The 23,273-nt window shown below is 38.7% G+C and carries 31 protein-coding genes; 16 read left to right on the top strand and 15 right to left on the bottom strand.

Going from position 1 to position 23,273, the window contains the following annotated elements:
- The first annotated feature begins 132 nt into the window (after window positions 1-132).
- The 5 genes from V6Z54_RS06270 to V6Z54_RS06250 all read left to right on the top strand — a co-directional run bounded on the left by V6Z54_RS06270 (window position 133) and on the right by V6Z54_RS06250 (window position 3,044).
- A complete protein-coding gene (locus V6Z54_RS06270) occupies window positions 133-489 on the top strand; it encodes a DUF2200 domain-containing protein (protein WP_041088754.1) in 357 nt (118 codons plus the stop codon).
- A 162-nt stretch (window positions 490-651) separates the two neighbouring features.
- Window positions 652-843 (top strand): PLD nuclease N-terminal domain-containing protein, encoded by a 192-nt coding sequence (locus tag V6Z54_RS06265; protein ID WP_338527829.1) that lies wholly within the window; start codon window positions 652-654, stop codon window positions 841-843.
- Window positions 844-857: 14 nt separating this feature from the next.
- The gene (locus tag V6Z54_RS06260) at window positions 858-1,775 is read left to right on the top strand and encodes an ABC transporter ATP-binding protein (RefSeq protein ID WP_338527828.1); all 918 of its coding nucleotides are present in this window, start codon (window positions 858-860) and stop codon (window positions 1,773-1,775) included.
- Window positions 1,772-2,536, top strand: coding sequence for an ABC transporter permease subunit (locus V6Z54_RS06255; protein WP_269103906.1), 765 nt, complete (start codon window positions 1,772-1,774; stop codon window positions 2,534-2,536). The genes V6Z54_RS06260 and V6Z54_RS06255 overlap by 4 nt, the downstream gene beginning before the upstream one ends.
- Window positions 2,537-2,651: 115 nt before the next feature.
- On the top strand, window positions 2,652-3,044 hold the full coding sequence (locus V6Z54_RS06250) for a RidA family protein (RefSeq protein ID WP_338527827.1): 393 nt from the start codon (window positions 2,652-2,654) through the stop codon (window positions 3,042-3,044).
- 207 nt (window positions 3,045-3,251) lie between these two features.
- Here the strand turns inward: V6Z54_RS06250 and V6Z54_RS06245 are convergent, their stop codons facing one another.
- The 5 genes from V6Z54_RS06245 to V6Z54_RS06225 all read right to left on the bottom strand — a co-directional run bounded on the left by V6Z54_RS06245 (window position 3,252) and on the right by V6Z54_RS06225 (window position 7,422).
- Entirely contained in the window at window positions 3,252-4,772 is a 1,521-nt protein-coding gene (locus tag V6Z54_RS06245; protein ID WP_269103894.1) for a PH domain-containing protein, read from the bottom strand.
- Window positions 4,773-5,294, bottom strand: coding sequence for a PH domain-containing protein (locus V6Z54_RS06240; protein WP_269103893.1), 522 nt, complete (start codon window positions 5,292-5,294; stop codon window positions 4,773-4,775).
- Window positions 5,295-5,362: 68 nt separating this feature from the next.
- On the bottom strand, window positions 5,363-6,283 hold the full coding sequence (locus tag V6Z54_RS06235) for an ABC transporter ATP-binding protein (RefSeq protein ID WP_338527826.1): 921 nt from the start codon (window positions 6,281-6,283) through the stop codon (window positions 5,363-5,365).
- Window positions 6,283-6,972 carry an ABC transporter permease subunit gene (locus V6Z54_RS06230; protein ID WP_269103891.1) on the bottom strand — a complete coding sequence of 230 codons (690 nt, stop codon included), beginning with the start codon at window positions 6,970-6,972 and terminating at the stop codon, window positions 6,283-6,285. The genes V6Z54_RS06235 and V6Z54_RS06230 overlap by 1 nt, the downstream gene beginning before the upstream one ends.
- An 18-nt stretch (window positions 6,973-6,990) precedes the next feature.
- Entirely contained in the window at window positions 6,991-7,422 is a 432-nt protein-coding gene (locus V6Z54_RS06225; RefSeq protein WP_338527825.1) for a DUF4064 domain-containing protein, read from the bottom strand.
- Between the two features lie 188 nt (window positions 7,423-7,610).
- On the opposite strand from V6Z54_RS06225, the gene V6Z54_RS06220 reads away from it, so the two are divergent.
- On the top strand, window positions 7,611-7,907 hold the full coding sequence (locus V6Z54_RS06220; RefSeq protein ID WP_087976319.1) for a DUF2089 family protein: 297 nt from the start codon (window positions 7,611-7,613) through the stop codon (window positions 7,905-7,907).
- A complete protein-coding gene (locus V6Z54_RS06215; protein ID WP_269103889.1) occupies window positions 7,908-8,201 on the top strand; it encodes a hypothetical protein in 294 nt (97 codons plus the stop codon).
- Window positions 8,202-8,303: 102 nt separating this feature from the next.
- Here the strand turns inward: V6Z54_RS06215 and V6Z54_RS06210 are convergent, their stop codons facing one another.
- The 4 genes from V6Z54_RS06210 to V6Z54_RS06195 are packed head-to-tail and all read right to left on the bottom strand — an operon-like array spanning window position 8,304 to window position 9,015.
- Window positions 8,304-8,453 carry an aureocin A53 family class IId bacteriocin gene (locus V6Z54_RS06210; RefSeq protein ID WP_017358895.1) on the bottom strand — a complete coding sequence of 50 codons (150 nt, stop codon included), beginning with the start codon at window positions 8,451-8,453 and terminating at the stop codon, window positions 8,304-8,306.
- Between the two features lie 25 nt (window positions 8,454-8,478).
- On the bottom strand, window positions 8,479-8,628 hold the full coding sequence (locus V6Z54_RS06205) for an aureocin A53 family class IId bacteriocin (protein WP_269103888.1): 150 nt from the start codon (window positions 8,626-8,628) through the stop codon (window positions 8,479-8,481).
- Window positions 8,629-8,672: 44 nt separating this feature from the next.
- Complete coding sequence (locus tag V6Z54_RS06200; RefSeq protein WP_035390638.1) at window positions 8,673-8,822, bottom strand: aureocin A53 family class IId bacteriocin; 150 nt, start codon at window positions 8,820-8,822, stop codon at window positions 8,673-8,675.
- A gap of 43 nt (window positions 8,823-8,865) precedes the next feature.
- Window positions 8,866-9,015, bottom strand: coding sequence for an aureocin A53 family class IId bacteriocin (locus tag V6Z54_RS06195; RefSeq protein WP_269103887.1), 150 nt, complete (start codon window positions 9,013-9,015; stop codon window positions 8,866-8,868).
- A gap of 394 nt (window positions 9,016-9,409) precedes the next feature.
- Between V6Z54_RS06195 and V6Z54_RS06190 the strand changes: the two genes are divergently transcribed.
- Window positions 9,410-10,537 carry a DUF418 domain-containing protein gene (locus V6Z54_RS06190; protein WP_338527824.1) on the top strand — a complete coding sequence of 376 codons (1,128 nt, stop codon included), beginning with the start codon at window positions 9,410-9,412 and terminating at the stop codon, window positions 10,535-10,537.
- A gap of 310 nt (window positions 10,538-10,847) precedes the next feature.
- Window positions 10,848-12,236, top strand: a complete 1,389-nt coding sequence (locus tag V6Z54_RS06185; protein ID WP_251181474.1) for an amino acid permease — start codon at window positions 10,848-10,850, stop codon at window positions 12,234-12,236.
- Window positions 12,237-12,275: 39 nt separating this feature from the next.
- Here the strand turns inward: V6Z54_RS06185 and V6Z54_RS06180 are convergent, their stop codons facing one another.
- From V6Z54_RS06180 to V6Z54_RS06155, 6 genes are all read right to left on the bottom strand, one after another.
- Entirely contained in the window at window positions 12,276-13,157 is an 882-nt protein-coding gene (locus V6Z54_RS06180; RefSeq protein ID WP_106025754.1) for a glycerophosphodiester phosphodiesterase, read from the bottom strand.
- Window positions 13,158-13,249: 92 nt separating this feature from the next.
- Window positions 13,250-14,584 (bottom strand): glycerol-3-phosphate transporter, encoded by a 1,335-nt coding sequence (gene glpT / locus V6Z54_RS06175; RefSeq protein WP_041088787.1) that lies wholly within the window; start codon window positions 14,582-14,584, stop codon window positions 13,250-13,252.
- 224 nt (window positions 14,585-14,808) lie between these two features.
- On the bottom strand, window positions 14,809-15,579 hold the full coding sequence (locus V6Z54_RS06170; protein ID WP_073978678.1) for a SurA N-terminal domain-containing protein: 771 nt from the start codon (window positions 15,577-15,579) through the stop codon (window positions 14,809-14,811).
- 152 nt (window positions 15,580-15,731) lie between these two features.
- Window positions 15,732-17,795 carry a thioredoxin domain-containing protein gene (locus V6Z54_RS06165; RefSeq protein WP_338527823.1) on the bottom strand — a complete coding sequence of 688 codons (2,064 nt, stop codon included), beginning with the start codon at window positions 17,793-17,795 and terminating at the stop codon, window positions 15,732-15,734.
- Between the two features lie 52 nt (window positions 17,796-17,847).
- On the bottom strand, window positions 17,848-18,456 hold the full coding sequence (locus V6Z54_RS06160; RefSeq protein ID WP_073978676.1) for a transglutaminase family protein: 609 nt from the start codon (window positions 18,454-18,456) through the stop codon (window positions 17,848-17,850).
- 40 nt (window positions 18,457-18,496) lie between these two features.
- Window positions 18,497-19,003 carry a hypothetical protein gene (locus tag V6Z54_RS06155; protein ID WP_073978675.1) on the bottom strand — a complete coding sequence of 169 codons (507 nt, stop codon included), beginning with the start codon at window positions 19,001-19,003 and terminating at the stop codon, window positions 18,497-18,499.
- 181 nt (window positions 19,004-19,184) lie between these two features.
- On the opposite strand from V6Z54_RS06155, the gene V6Z54_RS06150 reads away from it, so the two are divergent.
- From V6Z54_RS06150 to V6Z54_RS06120, 7 genes are all read left to right on the top strand, one after another.
- The gene (locus tag V6Z54_RS06150) at window positions 19,185-19,445 is read left to right on the top strand and encodes a metal-sensitive transcriptional regulator (protein WP_060699802.1); all 261 of its coding nucleotides are present in this window, start codon (window positions 19,185-19,187) and stop codon (window positions 19,443-19,445) included.
- Between the two features lie 124 nt (window positions 19,446-19,569).
- Window positions 19,570-20,052, top strand: a complete 483-nt coding sequence (locus V6Z54_RS06145) for a DsrE/DsrF/DrsH-like family protein (protein WP_041088802.1) — start codon at window positions 19,570-19,572, stop codon at window positions 20,050-20,052.
- A 14-nt stretch (window positions 20,053-20,066) separates the two neighbouring features.
- Window positions 20,067-20,420, top strand: coding sequence for a rhodanese-like domain-containing protein (locus tag V6Z54_RS06140; protein ID WP_041088804.1), 354 nt, complete (start codon window positions 20,067-20,069; stop codon window positions 20,418-20,420).
- 46 nt (window positions 20,421-20,466) lie between these two features.
- On the top strand, window positions 20,467-21,027 hold the full coding sequence (locus tag V6Z54_RS06135; RefSeq protein ID WP_058837228.1) for a sulfurtransferase TusA family protein: 561 nt from the start codon (window positions 20,467-20,469) through the stop codon (window positions 21,025-21,027).
- Window positions 21,028-21,041: 14 nt separating this feature from the next.
- A complete protein-coding gene (locus tag V6Z54_RS06130) occupies window positions 21,042-22,169 on the top strand; it encodes an MBL fold metallo-hydrolase (RefSeq protein WP_338527822.1) in 1,128 nt (375 codons plus the stop codon).
- 33 nt (window positions 22,170-22,202) lie between these two features.
- Window positions 22,203-22,433, top strand: coding sequence for a sulfurtransferase TusA family protein (locus V6Z54_RS06125; RefSeq protein ID WP_073978672.1), 231 nt, complete (start codon window positions 22,203-22,205; stop codon window positions 22,431-22,433).
- 58 nt (window positions 22,434-22,491) lie between these two features.
- Window positions 22,492-23,268: a sulfite exporter TauE/SafE family protein gene (locus V6Z54_RS06120; protein WP_073978671.1), complete on the top strand. Its 777-nt coding sequence runs from the start codon at window positions 22,492-22,494 to the stop codon at window positions 23,266-23,268.
- The last annotated feature ends 5 nt before the right edge of the window (window positions 23,269-23,273 follow it).

Below are 23,273 nucleotides of genomic sequence, written 5' to 3'. Positions count from 1 at the left end.
TACGAAGTTCGTTGATTAAGGGTACAATATTAGAAAGTTTACATGGGTTATCAGTACATTATAAATAGAATGCCAAACGCACCTTGCGCAGGTAATACAAGTTAATATTTAAAAAAGAAAGAGAGCAGACACATGACCAAACATAAAATTTACACAATGAGTTTTGCAAAGGTCTATCCTCTCTACATTGCAAAGGCAGAGAGAAAGGGACGAACGAAGGCTGAAGTCGATACGATTATTTGTTGGTTAACAGGGTACAGTCAAGAAGAGCTGCAGGAACAGGTAGACAAACAAATAGACATTGAAACCTTCTTTGCTGAGGCTCCTGAGCTTCATCCTTCCCGCAGCTTCATCAAAGGAGTCATTTGTGGTGTTCGAGTAGAGGACATTGAAGAAGAAACCATGAAAAACATTCGTTATCTAGATAAGCTGATTGATGAGTTAGCGAAGGGAAAGAAGATGGAAAAGATTTTGCGGGATTCTTCATGAACATCACAAGCAAGCCCAGTGAACTAACCTTCACTGGGCTTTTTTATATCTTATAGATCATTCGATCGATAAAAATAAAATCCGTTTGAACGAATTCACTCTTCAGGTCGTCAAAAGAAGTAATACCAAAACAAATTGACGTATGAAAAGGGAGTGGCGTGGATGGATATGAAGATGATATTACCTCTTATTTTGCTGCAAGCGATTTTGATGGTGATTGGTTTGTTTGATTTATTGAAAAGAGATCCATCGGGGATCAGAGGAGAGGTGAAGTGGGTTTGGGCTTTGGTGATTGTGTTTGTGGCGAGTGCCGGTCCTATTGTGTATTTCATTTTTGGTCGTAAACAATCTTAATAGGGGGGATTCGCTTGAATATGCTGGAGTGTCATGGGCTGACGAAATCGTATGGCCCGAATGAAGTGTTAAAAGATGTTTCGTTTTCTGTTGGGGAGGTTGGATGTGTTGGCTTTTTAGGGGCCAATGGAGCGGGGAAGACAACAACGATCCGGATTCTCACAGGGCTTGCTCGTCCTACGTCTGGTGTCGTAAAGGTGGCTGGTTTGGATGTCACAAAGGACATGGATCAAATCAGTCATGTAATTGGGTATTGTCCGCAGCATCCTGCATTTTATCAGGATATGACGGGGCAGGAGTGGATGCATTGGGTTAGCGGGTTATTTCATTTAGAGAAAAACATCATTCGCTCCAAAACAGAGGAGCTGTTGAAGCTTTGTGGTGTGTATGAGGCGAAGGATCGTGCCATTGGCAGCTATAGCGGAGGCATGAAGCAGAGGCTTGCCATTGCGCAGGCACTGATCAACAGCCCAAAGGTTCTGATCTTAGATGAGCCTGTGTCCGCACTTGATCCAATGGGAAGAAAAGATGTCTTGACGTTGATTGAGTGTCTAAAGCATGAAATGCTGATCTTTATGTCGACCCATATTTTAGATGACATTGAACGTGTGGCAGATCATATTATCATGATCAACAGTGGCAAAATTGAGATGTCTTCTTCCATAAAACAGATTAAAGAAGACTATATCCAGCCAGTGATTGAATTTCAATTAGAACAACAGAATACGAAATTATTGGCTTTGCTAAAAGAGCGGCATTGGGTGGAGGATTGCATTGAGTCAGAAAACGCTTATCAGGTGCGAGTCAAAGATCAACAAACGGCATTGAAGGAGCTGCCTCGTCTCATCACTGAAGCTGGCGGTGTTCTCCTCCATTATCGACTATCTAAGCTGACGCTTGAAGATATTTTCATGAAGGTTGTGAATGCATAATGATGTTGAAAAAGGAATTTAGGGAGTTATTTACTAGCTATAAAATCTTATTTGTTCCTATTATTTTTACGATTTTAATGATCACACAGCCTATTACGCTCAAAATGCTTCCGGATCTTCTATCGAAATCAGCTAATTTACCTGAAGGATCTACATTTTATATACCAGAGCCTAGTGCAGGAGAGGCTTTGGCGAGTGCATTGAGTAAATTTGATTCGCTAGGTGTGTTTATCCTGATTATGATCGTGATGGGGACGATCGCAGGAGAGCGTGCCTCTGGAGTGACCGCGATGATTATGGTGAAACCGATCAGTCGAACGAGTTACTATGTCTCGAAAATATGCGCCTATGCCTGTTTGACCTTGTTTAGTTTGGTGGTGGCGGTGCTTGCCTCTGTTTATTATGTGGACATTCAATTTGGTCATGTGGATTGGGTCAATGTGTTAAAAGGAACACTTCTTTATTATCCAAATTTATTGCTGATTGTGGTATCGACCATTTGTGCTTCGGCGTTCTTTCAACGTTCTGTCACAGCTGGCGGTGTGTCGCTTCTGATCAACCTTATTCTGTTTACCGTTCCTTCATTTTATGAAGAGACATTAGGGAAGTTTGCGCCTAAAGGCGTGACAAATGCAGCCGAAGAGATGATTTATAAGGGGACTTATTCGGATCAGGCACTTACAAGTCTTCTAGGTGTATCGGTATTGATTGTATTCTTTTTTCTCATTGGATGGTTTCTTTTTAGAAAACAAGAATTATAGCAGGCTGTTGCGATTGTTTCTTCAGGTTTACTTTGAGCATAAAAATCTGAATATGGTAGAAAGTTTGATATGATGATAAAAATTAACTGTATTTTCAGAAAAGGGGTTTTTATCAATGAGAACATCACGTAATCCTGAGACCATTCATCCGCCAGTCGCACCATATACCCATCAAATAGAAACAACAGGACCTCAGCGGTGGTTAACCCTATCAGGTCAAGTGGGGATGGAAGCGGATGGGACAATTCTCGAGAGCCCGTTGGAGCAGCTCGAACTAGCGTTAGAGAATGTGAAGCGAAACGTAGAAGCGGCAGATATGGCTGTGGAAGATATAACGAAATTAGTATTTTATCTCGTAGGAGAGTTCGATGCTGAGAGCAGGAAACAAATCATGGGGCAGTTTTTGGGCGATCATCTGCCTTGTATGACGATGATTTATGTGGTGGCATTGGCATCTCCTGCTTTAAAGGTAGAGGTGGATGCTTGGGCGTGTCAGGAGATGGTTTAGGGTGATGATAGAAAAATGGCTTTACACAAATAGGTGTGTTTTTGGTTAAAATCAAAATTAGGGCTAAATTGTTTAGCCCCCTATGTGAGAAGTTAAACATTCAAAATGAAATATTAATTTTCCAACACAAATATTAGTAAGGCTCAAAATTTTTAAATAAGAATTCAACTATAACAGTTAAATTAATTCTAACTATTATGAATTAGTTTATGTTGATTTATCTAAATTAAATAGATCAGGTTTGTAATTATTGGGAATGTTGCTGGAGTTTTGCTCTACTACTCCTCTAGAATACCAAGAATAATATTTGTCTGCCATTTCTTTAGGTAAATCGTGTAGGACAGTTGTTTTTGTTGGTTTTGCTCTATTAATTATTTTTATAGAAGCCAACCCTAGTTTTTTTTGTAAAAGTGTTTCTGATATTATTAATCTTTCAATATTATGTTTGTGTGTAATGAGAAGCCTATCTGTTAATCCTCCTTTTTTTATTTGCATATAATATTCATTGCAACTATAAGAGCTGTACAAACTGCTAAACAATTGAGTGAGTAGAAATACGATACAAATTATTATTGAAACATACCACAAGTCATTCCTATAAAATAAAAGGGCGGCTGGCGTTAAACACCAGAACATGAATGATCTAAATAATTTAGGTATGATAGAATACCACGGTATTCTATCCATATTTCTTTCTAATTTAATTCCAGGTAAAACCTCTGGAATTAATTGATTTGCCACATTTTTATTTATAAAAGGAAATAAAATATTTGGAGATTTTATATTTTCATCATCAGTTTCAGTTGAACTGATGATTTTTACTTTTACAATGTGAAGCACTTTTTGTATAAAGCTACTAGTGAAATATAGCGCTTCTATTTTCTCTTTTGGAATAGAAAAGTCAGTGATATTTAATTTACCTTTTTCTATATACAATCTAGACATGTCCGAAGACAATTTAAATCCTCCGTATTGCAGGTATGTTTTAAATATTCCATATAAAATTGACAATATAATAAGTAAAAATACACTCGAAATAATTGTCAACCAAGAAGACATTGCGAATGAGACTAATCTATCTATATACTTTTCTAAAGAGAAAAATTGATTGATCTCTGAATAAACAGAATATATAAGTAGTAGAAAGAACAATAATCTTAAAGATGTAAGGGAAGCAATAAGTATCTCCTTCATTTGGATTTCATAATGGAGTTTTTGAGCATTTTGTTCAATAGGTTCTTCAAAATCAATTTTAATATGAACATTGTCACTACTTTTATCCGTTAGGTGTTTTTTTATTCTAGAAGCTTCTGATGTTGTAATCATATGTAATTTTACTACGTGGTCATTGTTACTAGATCCTACATCAATTAACAAGGAAGTCAGGTCAAATAAACGATGAAAAAAAGTAGAGTTTTGATGTACACCTTGGATACTTTTAATTGGGAAATGTCTTTTTACAGTAATGAATCTTCCCTTCTCTAAATATAACTCTTCTTCATTAAGGTCATAACCAAAATGTTTCCATTCTAATAATATAGTAATAATCTTGTAAACTACAAAAACAGCAACAATTAAGAAGCCTATTTTAGAAAATATTGATATGGATGAAAATCCAAATAATACTGATAAAAAAATACAGAAAAAGATGAAACCTTTAATCGATTTTAATAACTCAAATAGCATCCATAATGGATGTAATCTTTTTAGGCGACTGTTAGATTCCATTTATAGAGAGTTATCCTTTCTAAGTTCATTCTTTTTTAATTGATTTTCAGTAATATATGCTATGTAATCACGAATATCGGAAGCCTCTTTTTCTGGTAGGCAAGGAATTTCATGTACATAACCAATCGTACCAATTTTAATAGAAGACAGATTAAATTTTTTCAATAGAGGCCCCTGATAAGTATCTACAAAATATACTTTATTCATAGGAATTATTAGATGTTTTCTTCTGAAAATTCCACCGTGCTTTAATTGAATCATATAAATATCAATTTCATAACGCCAAGTTTTTTGTTTATATATAGGAATTAATGTGAGTTCTACAACTGCTGATACTATTAAAATTCCCATTAGGCTATAAATTAGCCAATCAACCCATTCTGACCAACTATAATAGTTGCTCAAAACTAGAAGAACAGTTAAAACGCAAAATGATATGAATAAGTTGATAAAGTCAATTATTCGCCATACTTTAATCGCATTTTTTGAAATTTTCTTTGAGGGCTCCTTCAATTGATACAATATTAATCCTCCTTAACTTGAGTAGATTTAGTACAGTTTTGATACTAAATCTACTCTTTATAAGTTGTTTAATTGTTATCACCGATGTTAAGAAATATTTCTTCTAATGAAGGTTCATCGACTTCTATTCTAAATACATCAACACTTTTTGAAATAAAAAGCTTGTTGATTATTGGAATGGATGATTCATCTTCAATAATTATTTGTGAGGATAACTCATTTATTTCACTTTTTTTGGCAAAATCCTTAAGATCTAATGTTAAGGATTCTATTTGTGTTTTTGATGCAGCACTATGCTTCATATAAACGGTCAAATTCTTTTTATAGGCTTTTCTTAATTCATCCATACTTCCTTTAATTTGAATAACACCTTTATTCATAATCGCCACTTCATCACATAATTTCTCAACTTCATCTAAATTGTGTGAGGTCAGAAAGACAGTGGTACCTTTCTTAGCGATTTCTTTAATAATAGAATGAATATTTAACACTGAGTTTGCATCAACACCTGAAGTTGGCTCATCTAAAAAAATTAAATCAGGTTTATTTAATAGTGCTTGAGCAATTCCTAATTTCTTTTTCATTCCAAATGAAAAATTTTTAGCCTTTAACTTAGCTGCATCTTTTAACTCAACTTTATCTAAAAGATCAATTAAATCCTTTTCTTTAAGATCTAATTTTAATATTTTACTAAAGTATTTTAAATGATCTAGTGCAGTCATGTTTTCATAGAATGTAGAATAGTCAGGAAGGACCCCTATTTTACCCCAGATTGCTTTTTGTTGATCTTTTTTATAGCCTAATACCTCGAAAAACCCCTCGGTTGGTTCAATTATGCCTGTAACCATATTTATGAATGTAGACTTACCAGCACCGTTCTTTCCTAGAAAACCGAATATCGTTCCCTTATCAATTGTTAAATTCATCTTATCAACAACGATTTTGTTTCCATATCTTTTTGTTAGATTGGTTGTTTTAAGTGCATACACTATAAATCCCTCTTTCTAAAAAGCATTAAACTCAAGATTAAAAATAAAATTGGAAATAGAATGACGATGTATGTTAAGGCAGTCTGTTCTTGAGTGAAATAATAATAGGGTGTGATATAACTAATAATTTTAATGGAAATATTGTTTGACCCAATGCTAATCATACCGATAACAGGTAAAACAATTGATAATGTAATACCTATAAACATTGTGATAGAAGGGTTTGAAATGACAGTGGATAGTAATAGAGTTAACCCTAAAAAGTAAGATATAAAAACAATGCATTGTATTAATTCTAAAAAGTAAAAGGTATTTGCAAAAGGGATAATTAATATTAATGAAATGGTTAAACATACAATCCAAAAAAGAAGGTTACCCAAAAATTTTCCTACTATTATATTATTACGAGATGTTTTAGTGACTAAAAACCGAACTGTACGAGAGTAGACTTCTTTATTGATGACATTATGAGCTAGACTGGTGACAAAAAGAGGGGCAGCAATGAAAAGTAATACCATTAAACCACCCACATATGCATTATCACCTAGACCTAAAGATTTCAATTGATCACTAAATTGGCTGAGGATTTTTGCTGTACCGGTCGTAATTCCAATTATGACAATAATGATCATTATAGATCGTATACTTTTGAAAAGTGCTTTAAATTCATTTAATCCTATTGCAAACATACTCCAGTCCCACCTCTTTTATTTGAATGATTGATATGGCTCATTTTTAACTTTTTTTTCTTTCGAAACTATAACAATTCCTGCGATTAAATATGCAATTCCTCCAAGTATACCTAATAAAATGGTTAAAATTGAAATTAAAATAGACGTGGTAATTAAAAGGATACCTGCTGAACGTGTGTTATTTTTTAATAAAATTAATGAAATAACACCTGCTAGGATGCTTAGTACTGATAAAACTACAATATATAGAGATCCGTTTGAAATTAAATCGATTACCTGTTCTGGTGCAATATCTTTTATGTTTTCTTCTTCAATAAAGTCTTGGACTAACTTGAATGTATCATTATTATTTTTTGTGCCTTCATAAAACATAAAGCTACCAATAAGTAAGAATACAAATAAAACAATTCCTATAATAGTGAAAGATTTTTCTAAAGTACGATTCATGTTCAACCTCCATAATACAATTTATTGGTTAAATAACCTGAAATTAGAATAACATATTATGGATAGATTTTTCTACATCTTTATTAAAAAAATTTAAAAAAAATGAACATTATTTATTTTTTTATTCATTTTTTGATTGTATTTATTTATTTTATGTTATAATGATGAAAAAGCGGGGTGGTTGATATATGGAGAAAGATATTCCTACGTGGATTTTATCTGTAGATTCTGAGGATAGAGAATTTATAAGAAAATTTATACTTAGTTCAGGTTCATTAAAACAGATGGCAAAAGATTATGATGTTTCTTATCCAACAGTTAGAACCCGATTAGATAGAATCATCCAATTGATAAGATTAAATGAAACTTTAGAGCAAGAAACTCTAATTAAATATGTAAAGAAACTCGCAATTGAGGAGAAAATTAGTTTAGATGTTGCCAAAAACATAATTGAAAAATATAAAGCAGAAAGGGATGAAGATTAAATGAACGAATTAATGTATTTTGTTTTAGTAGTTGGCATATTTGCAGTACAATATTTTCTGTCAACAAGAAACAACATTTTTTGGGGGGCGTTGATTCCTCTCTTCTTTATTGGTGGAATGTCATGGTTTTATTTTGAAAATAAGGTCAATAATAGTCTTGGTTTTCTGGTCATAGTTCTGGTAGGTTTAGCTCTTTTGATTGAAGAATGGAACCGAGGACGCAGAATGCTGCATAAAAAAAGAGCAAAAGAAATTGAGAAAATGAAAACACAAGATATTACTGTAAAAAAATAATCACAAAAAAATTATGAATTTTGGGTTTTAAATGTTTGATTTTGGGCTATAATTAAAATAATAGGGATAGAAGATTCTATCCCTATTGGGCTAACGAACAACTTAGCCATTGATGATACTGTCAATTTTATCACTGATCCATTGGAACGTTGCACCGTTCTTGATCCAGTTGATAACAGTTGATTTGTTAGCCCAAGCCCATTTAGCTGCTTTAGTACCAAGTTGAGCAACAAGTCTTAAGAAAGCTACCATTATTTATTTCACCTCCTGAATTCGTTTAGCCTGCTAAAGCTCGGATAATTTGGTTTGAAATCCATTTAAAAGAAAAGCCTTGTCCTATCCATTCAAGTACCTTTTTTTTGTTAGCCCAAGCCCATTTAGCCTGTTTACTTGTAAGTTTAGAAACAAGTTGTAAGAAAGTTGCCATTCTTTTCGCCTCCACCAAATTACTTTAAAAGATAATCTTCAGAATTAGCCGTTGATAATGCTGTCAATTTTATCACTGATCCATTGAAACGTTGCACCGTTCTTGATCCAGTTGATGACAGTTGATTTGTTGTCCCAAGCCCATTTAGCTGCTTTAGTACCAAGCTGAGCAACAAGTCTTAAGAAAGCTACCATTGTTTTCACCTCCACCAAACTACTCTAAAAGATAATCTCAAAATTAGCCGTTGATAATGCTGTCAATTTTATCACTGATCCATTGGAACGTTGCACCGTTCTTGATCCAGTTGATGACAGTTGATTTGTTGTCCCAAGCCCATTTAGCGGCTTTAGAACCAAGTTGAGCAACAAGTCTTAAGAAAGCTACCATTGTTTTCACCCCCTGTTAATTTATGTATTAAATATTAAATCAAAATAAGCCCAAATACAACAATTTTTTCATATTTTTTCATATTTTACATTAAATTGAATCTTGTGAACTATAGTTTTTGGGTTTTTTATTGGGGTGTATTTTCGCATAGTAAATAAGTCTTTGTTTTGTAGTGGGGCGAATAAAGGATATATAAAGATAAGTATATTAGTTAAATGATGTATAAATTAAGTTTCACTTTTAAGAGTATGATTATTTCACTAGTCTTACTCGTCTTATTGTTAAGGATAATTTTAGTTAGCTTATAACTTTTGAGGATTATATCACTTTTTTTTACATATATGATTTATTATATTGTATGGTTGTATTTAAATTGTCCGAAGGAGCTGTCGAGTTGACGGGATCTAGGGTTGAGTTTATTGATAGTTTACGTGGTTTTAGTTTATTAGGTATTTTGATCGTGAATATGCTTAATTTTCAATATGTTTATGATTTTGAGAAAATGTTTGATTCGAGTTTTTGGGGGCAGGAATTCGGTGTATATGTGACGGAAATTTTGTTCCAGGGGTCTTTTTATCCGATCTTTTCCTTTTTGTTTGGGTATTCTTTTATCAAGCTGATTGAATCGACGAAGGCCAAGGGGCTAAATACGAATGCCATTGTCGTTCGCCGTGGTTTTGGTCTGATTGTGCTTGGGATGCTGCATTACATCTTTATTTGGAATGGTGACATTCTTCTTTATTATGGAGCTTGTACGTTTTTCTTAATGATGTTTTTGAGAAGCCGGATTAAAACAATGCTTATTTGGGCGGGTGTGTTAGGTGCGTTGTCATTAGTCGTTTTGCCATATATGATGAAATTTGTTTATGGGACTGATGATTTATTAACCGATGTGTATGCGAAAGGTGATTATGGAGATATTTTGCTCAGCCGGATTACGGTTGAAGACGATATGATGATTGTGACCATGATTCTGGCGATCGTGACTATTACGCTTATGCCGATATTAGGTTTTCTTTTTGGTACGATCATGGTTGGCCCGTTCGCACTGCTTGGTATGGCGATCGGGAAAAAGGGTCATTTGACAGAAGAAGATCGAGGTATGGCTTATCGTAAAGGCTGGGTTTGGATGATTATCATCGGGCTTGCTTTAAAATGTGCGACGTTTATTGATGCTCCTTGGAGTGAAATGGTGTTGACGTTAGGAGCCTATGTCCTGACGATCGGTTATATTCAAGCCTTTATTGTTTTTTACTATTCAAAGGCTGCTCAAGGGTTGAAACGTTTGCTTGCAGGTCTTGGCCGTTTGTCTCTATCAAACTATTTGGCGCAGTCGATTATTTGTACAACGATTTTCTATTCTTATGGACTTGGTCTATTTGGACAATTGGGGTCAATGTTTGGGCTGCTGCTTGCTGTCGGACTGTACACAGCACAGCTGTTCATCAGCTATCTCTATTTGAAAAAATGGAGAAGAGGTCCTGTGGAGTGGCTTATGGGCAAATGGGTATATTGGAAATAAAGCATTTTGTTAAAGGACCGCATGGCTTAAGGGCTGTGCGGTTATTTAATTGGCATTCTATTTTAAAAAAATGAGGAGAACGTTTTTTAAATTTGAAGATTTTGCTGGTAATTGACTATATTAATATAAAAAAATTTGAACTTACTTTTATGTCAGAATATTTTGTTAATAGTGTTTTCCTCAAAAAAACAATTGTTTTTTAAGGGTAGATTTATTATGATAATATACATCGAAAGATTGATGTTTCTCAATCAGAATGAAAATTCTGATTTTTATTTTTTATGTTGTTTGTTGATGAGGGGGAAGAAAAGTGGCTCAAAAGGAATTAAAGAGAGGGTTAAGTGCCCGTCATATTCAAATGATTGCTCTTGGCGGCACAATCGGTGTTGGCTTATTTATGGGGTCAGCGAAGGCCATTCAATGGACAGGTCCATCGGTTCTTCTAGCGTACGCAGTGTGTGGTATTTTTATCTTTTTTATTATGCGAGCGATGGGAGAAATGTTGTATCTTGAGCCGAGTACAGGGTCGTTTGCTACATTCGGGCATCAATATATTCATCCGCTTGCAGGGTATATGACGGCTTGGAGTAACTGGTTCCAGTGGGTCATTGTCGGAATGTCTGAAATTATTGCTGTTGGGGCTTATATGAAATATTGGTTCCCAGAGTTGCCTGCGTGGATTCCAGGGTTAATTGCGATGATCATTTTAGGAGCGGCCAACTTGATTTCGGTTAAATCATTCGGTGAATTTGAATTTTGGTTTGCGATGATCAAAATTGTGACGATTATCTTGATGATTGTTGCAGGTCTAGGCATTATTTTCTTCGGATTTGGAAATGGCGGGACGCCTATTGGCTTGTCTAATTTGTGGGCGCACGGCGGGTTCTTTACAGGTGGATTTACTGGGTTCTTGTTTGCATTGTCGCTCGTCATTGCTGCCTACCAGGGTGTTGAGCTGATTGGGATTACAGCAGGTGAAGCACAAAATCCAGAAAAGACGCTGACCAATGCCATCAAAAGTATCATCTGGCGTATTTTGATTTTCTATATCGGTGCGATTTTTGTCATTGTGACTGTGTATCCGTGGGATCAGCTGAATACGCTTGGCAGTCCATTTGTGGCGACGTTTGCGAAGATCGGAATTACAGCAGCGGCTGGTATTATTAACTTTGTTGTCATTACAGCAGCGATGTCAGGCTGTAATAGTGGTATTTTCAGTGCGGGCCGTATGCTTTATACATTAGGTGTGAATGGCCAGGCACCTGCTTTCTTTACAAAAATTTCGAAAAATGGTGTACCGTATTTTGGGACATTCGCTGTGCTGATTGGTCTAGCAATAGGAGTGGTCCTGAATTATGTTTCTCCGCCAAACATTTTCGTCTATGTGTATAGTGCGAGTGTTCTTCCTGGGATGGTGCCTTGGTTTGTCATTTTGATTAGTCATATTGGCTTCAGAAAGGCGAAAGGGGCAGCGCTGGAAAAGCATCCGTTCAAGATGCCGCTAGCACCGTTTTCTAACTATCTTACAATTGGATTCTTAGTAATGGTACTTGTGTTTATGCTCATTAATCAGGATACGCGTATTTCTCTTATTGTAGCAATTGGGTTCTTGATTTTAGTGGCGCTTAGCTTTTTTGTATTTGGAATTGGAAAACGAAAACCGATTGAAACAGCTTCTTCTGATCAAACGGTGAAATAATCAAAAGCCTTGCGGAGTGGACCGCGAGGCTTTTGTCGTTTACAGAGAAGCTTTCACACGCTGAAAGACATCTGGATAGTTGGTGAAAAGACCGGTGACGCCGTATTGCAGAAGACGTGTCATGTCTGCTTCGCTGTTGACCGTATATGGATGAAGGAGGAGTCCGTGGCTTCTGACCTGCTGGACGTTTTCAGGTGTTAAAGCTCTAAAATTCGGTCCGACTCCCACGGCGTACGTTTTAATAAAGTCGAGCTGATCGTCTGTGATGGATGTCATTTGGGCCCTGTCTAATAGTTGTACTTTTGGAAGGCGTGGAGCTAATTTCTGCAGCTTTAGCAGGCTGTCTTGACTAAAGGATTGTATGATAACCTGCCCTTTTCTTGTGTGTTTCCCAAGAAGATGATGTTTCTTTAAGGCGGCCAATAGTTTTTCTTCCATTTGCGGATAAAGGTCTGGTTTTTTTGTTTCAATATAATAATTCTCTCGTTTTCCGAAATAGCGCAGCACCTCATCTAATGTAAGGACTCTCTGTCCGATATAGTTGGCATTTTGTCTGTCGGGATTGGCTTCGTTAAACCATGTGCCCGCATCAAGCTGTTTGATTTCGGCAAGTGTGAGGTCTTTGACCCACCCTGTTCCGTTTGTGGTCCGGTCAACGGTTTCGTCGTGCATCACGATGAGATGTCCATCCTTTGTCATTTGAAGATCGAGTTCGAGGTAATCTGCATTCATCTTTGTGGCGAGTTTATAGGAAGCCAGGGTATGCTCTGGTGCATACCCTGATGCTCCGCGGTGTGCAACGGTTAAGATGCGATCTGGAGATAAAAGATGTTCATGAGCCGATATGGTGGCCGGCACCCACGCAAAAGACAGTAAAGCAAAAGAGAGCAACACGAAAGCAAGTAATCTACTTTTCTTCATATTTTATCCTCCTTTTACGGTAACTGCCTCCATCATAAGAAATAGATGTAAAGAGCATGTTGGGCGGATATGAATCTTTTATGTGATTTTCATTAAGCTTGCTCTACGCGTTTTCCTGTATTCCATGTCATCGCGAGGAAAACAATCGCAAGCACACAAGAACCAACCAGTAAAATGAAGCCTCCTGTCCAGTCATAGTGATCGACGACGACACCCATCATGGCATTGGCAAAGGCAGAGCCGCCAATGTAGCCGAAGAAGCCTGTCAGTCCGGCAGCAGTGCCAGCTGCTTTTTTCGGAGCGAGATCAATGGCTTGAAGTCCAATGAGCATGACCGGTCCGTAAATCAAAAAGCCGATGCTGATGAGGGCAATGTTATCGACCATTGGATTGCCAGCAGGATTTAGCCAGTAAACGAGAACAGCAATTAACACCCCGACCATAAAGATGACGCCAGCTGGTGCGCGGCGGCTTCTAAAGAAGCGGTCACTGATCCATCCGCACAATAATGTACCGGGAATGCCTGCATATTCATAAAGAAAATAAGACCAGCGTGAATGCTCTGGTGAAAAGCCCTTCGCTTCTGTTAAGTAGGTCGGCGCCCAGTCAACAACACCGTAACGGACAAAGTACACAAACACGTTGGCAATGGCGATATACCATAGGAATTTATTGTTGAGTACATATTTAAATAAAATCTCTTTCACTGTTAATTCTTTTTCTTGATCCTCATATTTTTGTGCCGGATAGTCATTTCGATATTCCTCGATTGGCGGAAGACCAGTGGATTGCGGGGTATCCCGTACGAGAAGAATGATCACGAAGGAGACGATAATGGCAATGATGGCAGGGAAGAAAAAGATACTTTTCCACGTCGCAAACAGTACAATCCCTAATGTGATAAGCGGTGCAAGAATCCCCCCGCCGATATTGTGAGCGACGTTCCAAATGGACATTTTTGTACCACGTTCACTAACCGAAAACCAGTGCGCCATCGTACGTCCGCATGGCGGCCACCCCATGCCTTGAAACCAGCCGTTTAAGAACATGAATAAAAACATGATCCATACACTGGATGTGACCCAAGGAAATGAGACAAATAGGATATTGATAAGAGCTGATAAAAAGAGTCCGGCAGCTAAAAAGTATCTGGGGTTACAGCGGTCTGAGATCATCCCCATGATGAATTTACTAAAGCCATAAGCAATGGATACGGCTGCGAGTACAAAGCCTAATTCACTTTTCGTGAACCCCTCTTCCTGTAGATATGGAATGGCAAAAGCGAAATTTTTGCGCAGCAAATAGTAGCCCGCATACCCGATAAAGATGCCTAGAAAGACTTGTAGCCGCAGCCGCTTATACGTCTCGTCTGTTTTGGCATCATCAAGCCTGTCGATATGCGGAGCAGGTTTAAACCATTTGAACATAAAGATCCTCCTTTTGTAGATGTCCGTTTGACTGAAGCAAAAGTACGAGAACTGCTTTTGATCCTGTACCTTTTCAGAGACAAAAGAATTGTTAGCGCTTTCTTTTGTACTCCCATCATATCGGATGGAAGAGACGTTTATGATGAGGCTTTTGTCATAAATTCGGAAAAATGATTCGTGAAGTAACAAAAAAATCCGCACAATGGCGGATTTTTTCTTAGCTGTTACAGAGACACATTAATTTTCGCAGATTTCTTTAGTTTTTCAATTTCTTTTTGTACTTCTTTCTGCTTTTCTTGAGATTCTAGCTGTTTTTTAATTTGTGATTTAACCTCTTTGTATTCTGGTGCTTTTTGCTTTTGTTTTTTCATTTGGTCTGCGTATTGGTCATAGTACGCTTTGACGTCTTTCTCAGAGACGGAGGCTGATTTGATTTCTTTGTCGACATATTGGCTGTACTTGATGCTGTCGGCAATGTCACTTTTCAGCTGATCCAATGTAAGTCCGCTCTTTTTAAGTGCTTCTTCGAATTGAGCGTTGTCTTTAAACTGTTTCTTTTCTTCCTTTAGCTGTTTATCTACCTGCTTGTCAGAGGCTTTGAAGCCCTTCTTCTCCGCATCTTGCAGGATGAGCTCTTGTCCTACGAGCGCATCAATAGTTTGTTTCTTGACTGCTTTCTCGCCTTCTTTAGAAGTTGGGTCTTGCCCGGACTGCTGAAGCTGGCCTTGGATGGTAGATAAGGCGCTATTATATTCACTGCCTGTGATTTTGTCTTTGTTGACGGTCGCAACGACCTTTTGATCATCGATTTTTTGTGCGTCTAATTTCTTTTGCATTTCTTCCATTTGCTTTTGCTGCTCTTTTTGATCAGCCTGTGTTGTTTCCTTGTTTTTGGCTGCATCGCTTTGCTTATCCTGTTTTGCATCGTTTGATGAGCAGGCTGCAAGCCCAACAGATAACAGACAAGCAATGAGTGTATATGACACCTTTTTCATCATTTTCTCTCCCTTCGGTATGAGAACATCTAGTGCGCATTCTAACCGTTTTAGAGGAAAAATAAAACCGTACAGACGATTTGTTAGCGGATTGACATGTTTTTTATCTGTTTGTCCTCATTTTGTCTTCTCATAGTCATCATATGACAAACTTAATCGTGGAATAACTGTTCCATCACTTCGTCGATTTGGGTGATCGGCTGGCGGCAGCTATAGTTTTCACAAATATACACGGTGGTGCTGCCGTCGATTGTTTTGTAATCTTTTGCAAATGGTGCGAGCTTGGCTAAGTCATTTCCTGTTTCGGCGGTCAAAATAATATCAAATGGCATAAATCGTTTTCGAAGCGCCTGTAAAAGCCGTTCTTTTTCCGGATCTCCGTTTTTCCCAAGAATGATGATTTCTCTTTTTGCTGCATATTGACTTAGAAGCCCTTGCAGAAACGCTGTGTGTCCACTTGGATAGGAAGAGACATCGACATAAAAGGCTTTGAACATCTGTTCTAATGTTTTCAGCCAGTCTTGACGTCCAGTCATTCTGCTTAGTTTAAGAAGCTGGTGGAGTGCGGTGCTGTTACCAGAAGGCATGGCACCGTCGTACACTTCTTTTTCTCGAACGAGGAGCGCTTCCGCATCTGAACCTGAGAAGAAAAAGCCCCCTTTTTCCTTGTCCCAAAACAGCTCAAACATGTTCTTAGCAATGGCTGTGGCTTTTTCCAGCCAATCTAATTCAAAGGTCGCTTCATATAAAGACATATAGGCTTTTAGTATATGCGCATAATCCTCGATAAAGCCGAGATGCTTCACGTCACCTTCTCTGTAGCGGACCATAAGCCGCTCATGTTGAACAAGATGTGTTTCTAGAAAAGACATCGCCTGCTTCGCCATAAGGATCGCTTCCTCTGCATCAAAGACCCTTCCTGCTTTGGCGAGGGATGCGATCATCAGCGCATTCCAGGATGTGAGCACCTTGTCATCGACAAGCGGTGCGGGTCGCTGCTGTCTGACAGATTGTAGAATTTGCCGGGCTTCTTGCAGCTTGGATTGAAGGTTTTTATCGTCGATCGAAAAAGAGGCCTTGATGTCCTCAAATGAGGTGGAAATCGTATGGGGAATGTTCGCCCCTTCAAAATTCCCCTCTTCTGTGATGTGATAGACTTCGCAAAATAAAGCGCCAAGTTCCTCACCTAAATGGGTGATGATCTCATCCTTTGACCAGACGTAATATTGTCCTTCTTTCCCTTCGGAATCTGCGTCTATCGCTGAATGAAAGGAGCCATCCGGATTCTTCATCTCCTGTTTGATAAATTGAATCAGACGTTGGACAAGCTTTTCATATTCTGGTTTTGGAGTGAGCTGATACGCTTCTGTGTAAGCTTCCATCAGCAAGGCGTTATCATACAGCATCTTTTCAAAATGCGGCACAAGCCATTTTTCATCCGTCGAATAACGAGAAAAGCCCGACCCAATATGGTCGTATATACCGCCATTCGCCATCCCATCTAACGTTTTCGTGACTGCATATAATGCGTTCTCCTGCCCGGTCCATTTGTAATAGCGCATCAGAAATGAGAGCATATGAGGTGCAGGAAATTTCGGTGCGGAACCGAATCCGCCATACAGCGTATCAAAGCTGCTCATGAGCTGATAATAGGCTTTGTGAATTGCTTCTTGAGACAGCGTGTTTTCTGTCTGCCCTGCTGCTTTAAGCCGCAAGTTATTTGTCGCTTTCTCAGCCAATGATTCAATATGATCCCGGTCGTTATGGTACGCATCCAGCAATTGTGTCAGTGCCTCGATGAAGCCAGGGCGCCCGTATGCACTTCTCTTTGGAAAGTACGTCCCCGCATAAAAAGGCTTTTGATCCGGCGTGACAAACACGTTGAGCGGCCAGCCGCCTTGCCCCGTCATCATCTGACAAACAGACATATACATAGAGTCGATATCTGGACGCTCTTCACGATCGACTTTGATTGAAATGAAATGCTCATTTAAGATGTCAGCGACTTGTTGATCTTCAAAGCTTTCGTGTGCCATGACATGGCACCAGTGGCAAGTGGCATAACCGATGCTGACAAGCACAGGTTTATTTTCACGTTTGGCTTTATCGAATGCTTCTTGCCCCCACGGGTACCAGTGAACTGGGTTGTGAGCGTGTTGAAGGAGATACGGTGATTTTTCATTGATGAGTGGGTTGGTTGTTTGGTTGTTTGGCATGGGTCACCTGCTTTCTTTAGTAAGAGAATATCCTAAAGTTAATAATTAAAGCCTATATCTTTTCTGGTAAATGGTGTTTATACATCTCAATTGCGTCTGTATGTTCTTTTAAAATACTCATTGTTTTTGGATGGGGTTTTACATATATCAAAGGATAGTCGACTTCATCTAATTCTTGTTGGGTATGAAAAGCTAATCTTTCATGATCAAGTGAGAATTGAGCATCAATTCCTGTTTTGTTGCCGCGTGAATCTAATCGAATCCATTTATTAAGCGAATGCAGAAATACTGCATTTAATGCGTGAATACAATATCCTTTATCTGGCGTATCGAACAACATTAACCGCTGGTAACAAAAACCTGTAGGTATTCCTTGTGAGCGCAATAGAGCAGCTAATAGGTTGGACTTTGCGTAGCAAATTCCCTCTTTATAAGTTAATACCTCTGATGCATGACAAGTCACTCGTTTAGATTGGATATCCCATGTATGGGTAATTTCATCTCGAACAAACTCATAGGCTGCTTTTGCTTTTTCTATTTCTGTCTGCAAAGGGTTGAAAAGTTCATTTGATTTTGCTCGAATAAGAGGATGAGAATAATCAACTTCGGCTAGTTCACATAAAAAATCATCAAAATTTTTAGATTCACATGTCAAGTTCATTATAGTGTCTCCTTTTCTCTATACTTTTACCGCAGGAGGTCTACTTCTTCACCAACACATATTGTAAGTTTTCTAATTCAAACATATCAATCAGTTCATCGATCTCTTTAAAATCGATATGTTTCCCAAACCGTTTTTTGGTTAGGTCAATTTCTACATCCAATTGATCATCCTTTTCTTTCGTTTCGAGTCCATCTACACAAGAATAGATTTCGATGGTTTCTCCTTTTGACAGCAGTTTTTCAATGAATTGAAAAAGCGGACGAAGAGAATGAATGATGTCTAACTCATAAACAAAAGGATGCGTGAATTTGTCTCTTACCGCTTCATAGACGGGATCTATATAAGCAATGTGAATGCCAGCGAAGTCCTCTTCTGTTTCGAATACTTCTATCAAAGGCTTATCTTTGTGATGGGTTTTGGGCTTTTTTTGTTTTTTATCAAACGCTCTGATATTGAGTTCAGAGAACGGTTTATAGGTAGGATTTTGACCAAAGGTACCAAGTGGCAGTTCTTTGTTTGATCCAATATAGTGATGTAATGTCATGGGCTGGCCCCTTTTTTTACATGATTTCTCGTTCGTGTTAATCTTCTTTTTATCAATAAATGGTGATATGTGCAATTATTTTCATATAAGTTCTCTACAAAAGAGAATGCAAGTCGTTTGACTAAATACCTATTAGGGTATACTATCTGTTCATAGAAAGAATAGAAAGGAGTGCTTGTGGTTGGAATATAATCAACAGATGAAGAACCGTCTTCGCCGCATTGAAGGCCAGATTAAAGGGGTTTTAGCAATGATGGAGCAGGGAAAGGATTGCCGCGAGGTGGTGACGCAGCTGTCTGCATCACGCAATGCCATTGATCGGGCAATGGGTGTGATTGTGAGTACAAATCTTGAGCAATGTGTCCGCGAAAGTCTTGAAAAAGGCAAGGATACGGAGGGTCTTGTGAAAGAAGCGGTTGAGCTATTGGTGAAAAGCCGGTAAGAAATTCATCAGCCTTTGGAGGTTGACGGATTTTTTTACTTGTTATAATATACCCTTACCGGTATGTGTATATATTTTTTGTTTTATATATACCCCCGAGGGTAATTAAAAAAGGAGGAGCAGAATGGAAGAACAGAAAAAACGCACGACGATTGTGCTATTTAGTGGAGACTATGATAAAGCGATGGCGGCTTACATTATTGCTAATGGTGCAGCGGCCTATGATCATGAGGTGACGATTTTTCATACGTTTTGGGGGTTGAATGCTTTGCGCAAGGATGAGATGGTGCCAATGAAAAAAGGTTTTTTAGAAAAAATGTTTGGCAAGATGATGCCACGCGGGGCTGATCGAATGGGCATTTCAAAGATGAATTTTGCTGGAATGGGCCCAAAGATGATTAAGCACGTCATCAAGAAGCACAATGCGATGACCTTGCCGCAGCTCATAGATATGGCGAAAGAGCAGGAGATTAACCTCGTGGCATGTACAATGACGATGGACCTTTTAGGGCTGCAGGAGAAAGAATTATTAGATGATATTCAATATGCTGGTGTGGCGGCGTATTTAGCAGAGGCTGAAATTGGGAATGTGAATTTATTTATCTAGTGAGGTGTTAACACATGATTCAAACACTTTTGATCATCATCGTCATTGGTTTGCTGGTGAGCCGTTTTCTTCCTGTAAAGGGTGTAAAACAAATTGATGCAGCCGATATGAAACCTCAATTACGTAGACAGCATCAACAACTGATTGACGTTCGGTCTCCTGTAGAATTTCAAACAAACCATATTAAAGGATTTCGCAACATCCCATTACCTCAGCTAAAAGAACGAGCAAATCAGCTTGCGAAAGACAAAGAGGTCTATGTGATATGCCAAAGCGGGATGAGAAGTATGCAGGCAGCTAAAATATTGAAGAAGCAAGGATTTACACAAATTACGAATATCAAGGGTGGCATGAATGCTTGGCATTAAGTATGTATAAAATATACCCCCACCCCTATATGAAGGAGGACATCACGTGCAGCAACCAACTGTCATTTTAGATGCAAAAGGATTGGCATGTCCGATGCCGATTGTGAAAACAAAAAAACAAATGAATGAGCTATTACCAGGAGACGTGCTTGAGGTGCAAGCTACCGATAAAGGATCAGCAGCGGATCTAGCGGCATGGTCAAAAAGTGCCGGCCACGAATTTTTAGGAACAAAAGTAGAAGGACAGGTGCTTCATCATTTGATACGTAAGGGTGGAGTACAAGAGAAAGAAGGGGAGTCAATGATTTCGGAAATGTCTTTGAATACGTTCCAACAGAAGGTAAAAGAAGATCAATCTTTGTTTATTTTAGATGTACGGGAACTGGATGAATACGAGGCGGGTCATATTCCAGGAGCTGTTCACATCCCTCTTGGAGAAGTCGAACACCGTGCAGAAGAATTGAGTCAGGATACGCTTATTTACCTCATCTGTCATTCAGGCAGAAGAAGTGAATTAGCCGCGCAAAAGTTAAAAGAAAAAGGATTTCAACAATTAGTGAATATAGTGCCAGGCATGAACAGCTGGACAGGAGAGATTGAAAAATAGGAGCTGAATGAATCATGACTGTAAGAGCAATGACAGCAGAACAGTTAACTAAAAAAATCATCAACAAAGAGCCTCTCTTTTTGTTAGATGTACGAAACGAATCAGATGTGCAGGACTGGAAGATTGAAGGAAAAACCGTTGATTATATCAATGTGCCTTACTTTGAGCTTCTCGATGGCGTAGAGGATATGATCGAGAAAGTACCAACAGACCGTGAAGTGCTCGTTGTGTGTGCCAAAGAGGGCTCCTCTATTATGGTGGCGGAGATGCTGGCAGAGACGGGCAGAACGGTCAGTTATTTACAAGGTGGTATGAAGGCATGGAGTGAGCATGTCGAGCCAGTGAAGATCGGTGATTTAAGCGGCGGCGGAGAGTTGTATCAATTTGTACGAATGGGTAAGGGATGTCTATCCTATATGATCATGTCAAATGGAGAAGCTGCGGTTGTGGATGCAGCTAGAATGACGGAGGTCTATATCAATTTTGCGAAAAAGCATGATGTCTCTGTGACGCATGTGTTGGATACTCACCTTCACGCAGATCATATTTCTGGTGGGAAAAAGCTGGCTGATCAGACAGGAGCTGCTTACTGGCTGCCGCCAAAAGATGCAGAAGAGGTAACCTTTGAATATGAACGTCTTGAAGAAGGACAGCGGATAACGATTGGAACAGCTTCCATCGACATTCAACCCATTTATTCCCCGGGACATACGATCGGTTCAACATCTTTTATCGTAGACAATCAATTTCTTCTTTCAGGTGATATTCTGTTCGTTGATTCCATCGGAAGACCTGATCTCGCTGGACTGGCGGAGGACTGGGTAGGTGATTTGAGAGAAACACTTTATGACCGATATATGGCGCTTTCGAAAGAATTCATTGTTTTACCTGCGCATTTCATGATCATGGAAGAAGTGAATGAAGACGGAAGTGTTTGGAAGGAACTTGGCGTTCTATTTGAAGAAAATCATGGACTGAACATTGAAGATGAAGATGTATTTAGACAAATGGTCACGAAGAATCTTCCTGCACAGCCAAACGCCTATCAAGACATTCGGTATACCAATATGGGGAAATTGACTCCAGACGATGAAGAGCAGCGGGAAATGGAAATTGGTCCAAACCGTTGTGCGATTCGGTAATGTTCAATAAAATAAGAAAAGAGGAACGATCAAATGACATCTGATCAACTATTAGACGTAACAGGGCTTGCATGCCCAATGCCCATTATTCGAACGAAGAAAAAAATGAACGACTTGGCGGAAGGTCAAGTTTTAGAAATACATGCAACAGATAAAGGGGCTAAAGCTGACTTGGCCGCATGGGCGAAGTCAAGCGGACATGAATTGATCACGCAGACAGAAGAAGGTCACGTGCTGAAGTTCTGGGTGAGAAAAGGGTCCTGAAGGATATAGGGGTATCTGATGAAGATCCCCTTTTCCTTTTGCAAAGGAGGAGACCAGCGTGGATTTAGCGTTTTTGATGACACTTTTTATTATCGGACTTATTGGTTCCTTCTTATCAGGAATGGTCGGAATTGGAGGATCTGTGATCAACTATCCTATGCTGCTTTATATCCCGCCTCTTGTGGGTGTGATGGCATTATCAGCGCACGAGGTATCAGGGATTGGCGCCATTCAAGTGCTCTTTTCGACACTCGGCGGCGTACTGGCGTATCGGAAAAGCGGATATTTACATCGCTCGTTGATTTTATATATGGGGAGCAGTATATTGGCGGGCAGCTTAATAGGCAGTTATGTGTCACATTTTATGCCAGAGAACGGAATGAATCTCGTCTATGGATTGCTCGCTATTGTGGCAGTTATCCTTATGCTGATTCCGAAAAAAGGGCAGCTTGCAGAGGCAGAGAGTGAAGTGACTTTTCATAAAGGGCTGGCATCAGTTATTGCCTTTGTGATTGGCAGTGTTTCCGGGGTATTAGGTGCAGGCGGTGCATTTATTTTAGTGCCTGTGATGCTGTCTATTTTAAAAATTCCTGTACGGATGACGATTGCGTCGTCACTTGCGATTACGTTTCTGTCTGCCATAGGCGCATCGACTGGAAAGATCCTGACGGGTCAAGTTATGCTTCTTCCTGCTGTTGTACTCATGGTGGCAAGTTTGGCAGGTGCCCCGATTGGTGCTAAGGTCGGTCAGAAAATCAATGCCGTCTATTTACAATGGGCACTTGCTGTAATGATTACAGCGACAGCGGTCAAAATTTGGCTGGATATTTTATGAAGGAA

It is taken from the genome of Bacillus sp. MAG717A (assembly GCF_036884855.1).
Classification (GTDB): Bacteria; Bacillota; Bacilli; order Bacillales; family Bacillaceae; genus Bacillus; species Bacillus safensis.
This window is presented reverse-complemented; position numbering and strand designations above follow the sequence as displayed.

Bases quoted from the DNA above. Each gene is read 5' to 3' on its own strand.
- glpT (WP_041088787.1), bottom strand. From the start codon at position 14,584: ATGTTCAAATGGTTTAAACCTGCTCCGCATATCGACAGGCTTGATGAT.
- V6Z54_RS06125 (WP_073978672.1), top strand. From the start codon at position 22,203: ATGACATCTGATCAACTATTAGACGTAACAGGGCTTGCATGCCCAATG.
- V6Z54_RS06130 (WP_338527822.1), top strand. From the start codon at position 21,042: ATGACTGTAAGAGCAATGACAGCAGAACAGTTAACTAAAAAAATCATC.
- V6Z54_RS06165 (WP_338527823.1), bottom strand. From the start codon at position 17,795: ATGCCAAACAACCAAACAACCAACCCACTCATCAATGAAAAATCACCG.
- V6Z54_RS06250 (WP_338527827.1), top strand. From the start codon at position 2,652: ATGAGAACATCACGTAATCCTGAGACCATTCATCCGCCAGTCGCACCA.
- V6Z54_RS06215 (WP_269103889.1), top strand. From the start codon at position 7,908: ATGAACGAATTAATGTATTTTGTTTTAGTAGTTGGCATATTTGCAGTA.
- V6Z54_RS06200 (WP_035390638.1), bottom strand. From the start codon at position 8,822: ATGGTAGCTTTCTTAAGACTTGTTGCTCAGCTTGGTACTAAAGCAGCT.
- V6Z54_RS06160 (WP_073978676.1), bottom strand. From the start codon at position 18,456: ATGAACTTGACATGTGAATCTAAAAATTTTGATGATTTTTTATGTGAA.
- V6Z54_RS06245 (WP_269103894.1), bottom strand. From the start codon at position 4,772: ATGGAATCTAACAGTCGCCTAAAAAGATTACATCCATTATGGATGCTA.
- V6Z54_RS06140 (WP_041088804.1), top strand. From the start codon at position 20,067: ATGATTCAAACACTTTTGATCATCATCGTCATTGGTTTGCTGGTGAGC.
- V6Z54_RS06145 (WP_041088802.1), top strand. From the start codon at position 19,570: ATGGAAGAACAGAAAAAACGCACGACGATTGTGCTATTTAGTGGAGAC.
- V6Z54_RS06170 (WP_073978678.1), bottom strand. From the start codon at position 15,579: ATGAAAAAGGTGTCATATACACTCATTGCTTGTCTGTTATCTGTTGGG.
- V6Z54_RS06230 (WP_269103891.1), bottom strand. From the start codon at position 6,972: ATGTTTGCAATAGGATTAAATGAATTTAAAGCACTTTTCAAAAGTATA.
- V6Z54_RS06270 (WP_041088754.1), top strand. From the start codon at position 133: ATGACCAAACATAAAATTTACACAATGAGTTTTGCAAAGGTCTATCCT.
- V6Z54_RS06210 (WP_017358895.1), bottom strand. From the start codon at position 8,453: ATGGTAGCTTTCTTAAGACTTGTTGCTCAACTTGGTACTAAAGCAGCT.
- V6Z54_RS06155 (WP_073978675.1), bottom strand. From the start codon at position 19,003: ATGACATTACATCACTATATTGGATCAAACAAAGAACTGCCACTTGGT.
- V6Z54_RS06195 (WP_269103887.1), bottom strand. From the start codon at position 9,015: ATGGTAGCTTTCTTAAGACTTGTTGCTCAACTTGGTTCTAAAGCCGCT.
- V6Z54_RS06225 (WP_338527825.1), bottom strand. From the start codon at position 7,422: ATGAATCGTACTTTAGAAAAATCTTTCACTATTATAGGAATTGTTTTA.
- V6Z54_RS06180 (WP_106025754.1), bottom strand. From the start codon at position 13,157: ATGAAGAAAAGTAGATTACTTGCTTTCGTGTTGCTCTCTTTTGCTTTA.
- V6Z54_RS06265 (WP_338527829.1), top strand. From the start codon at position 652: ATGGATATGAAGATGATATTACCTCTTATTTTGCTGCAAGCGATTTTG.
- V6Z54_RS06205 (WP_269103888.1), bottom strand. From the start codon at position 8,628: ATGGCAACTTTCTTACAACTTGTTTCTAAACTTACAAGTAAACAGGCT.
- V6Z54_RS06220 (WP_087976319.1), top strand. From the start codon at position 7,611: ATGGAGAAAGATATTCCTACGTGGATTTTATCTGTAGATTCTGAGGAT.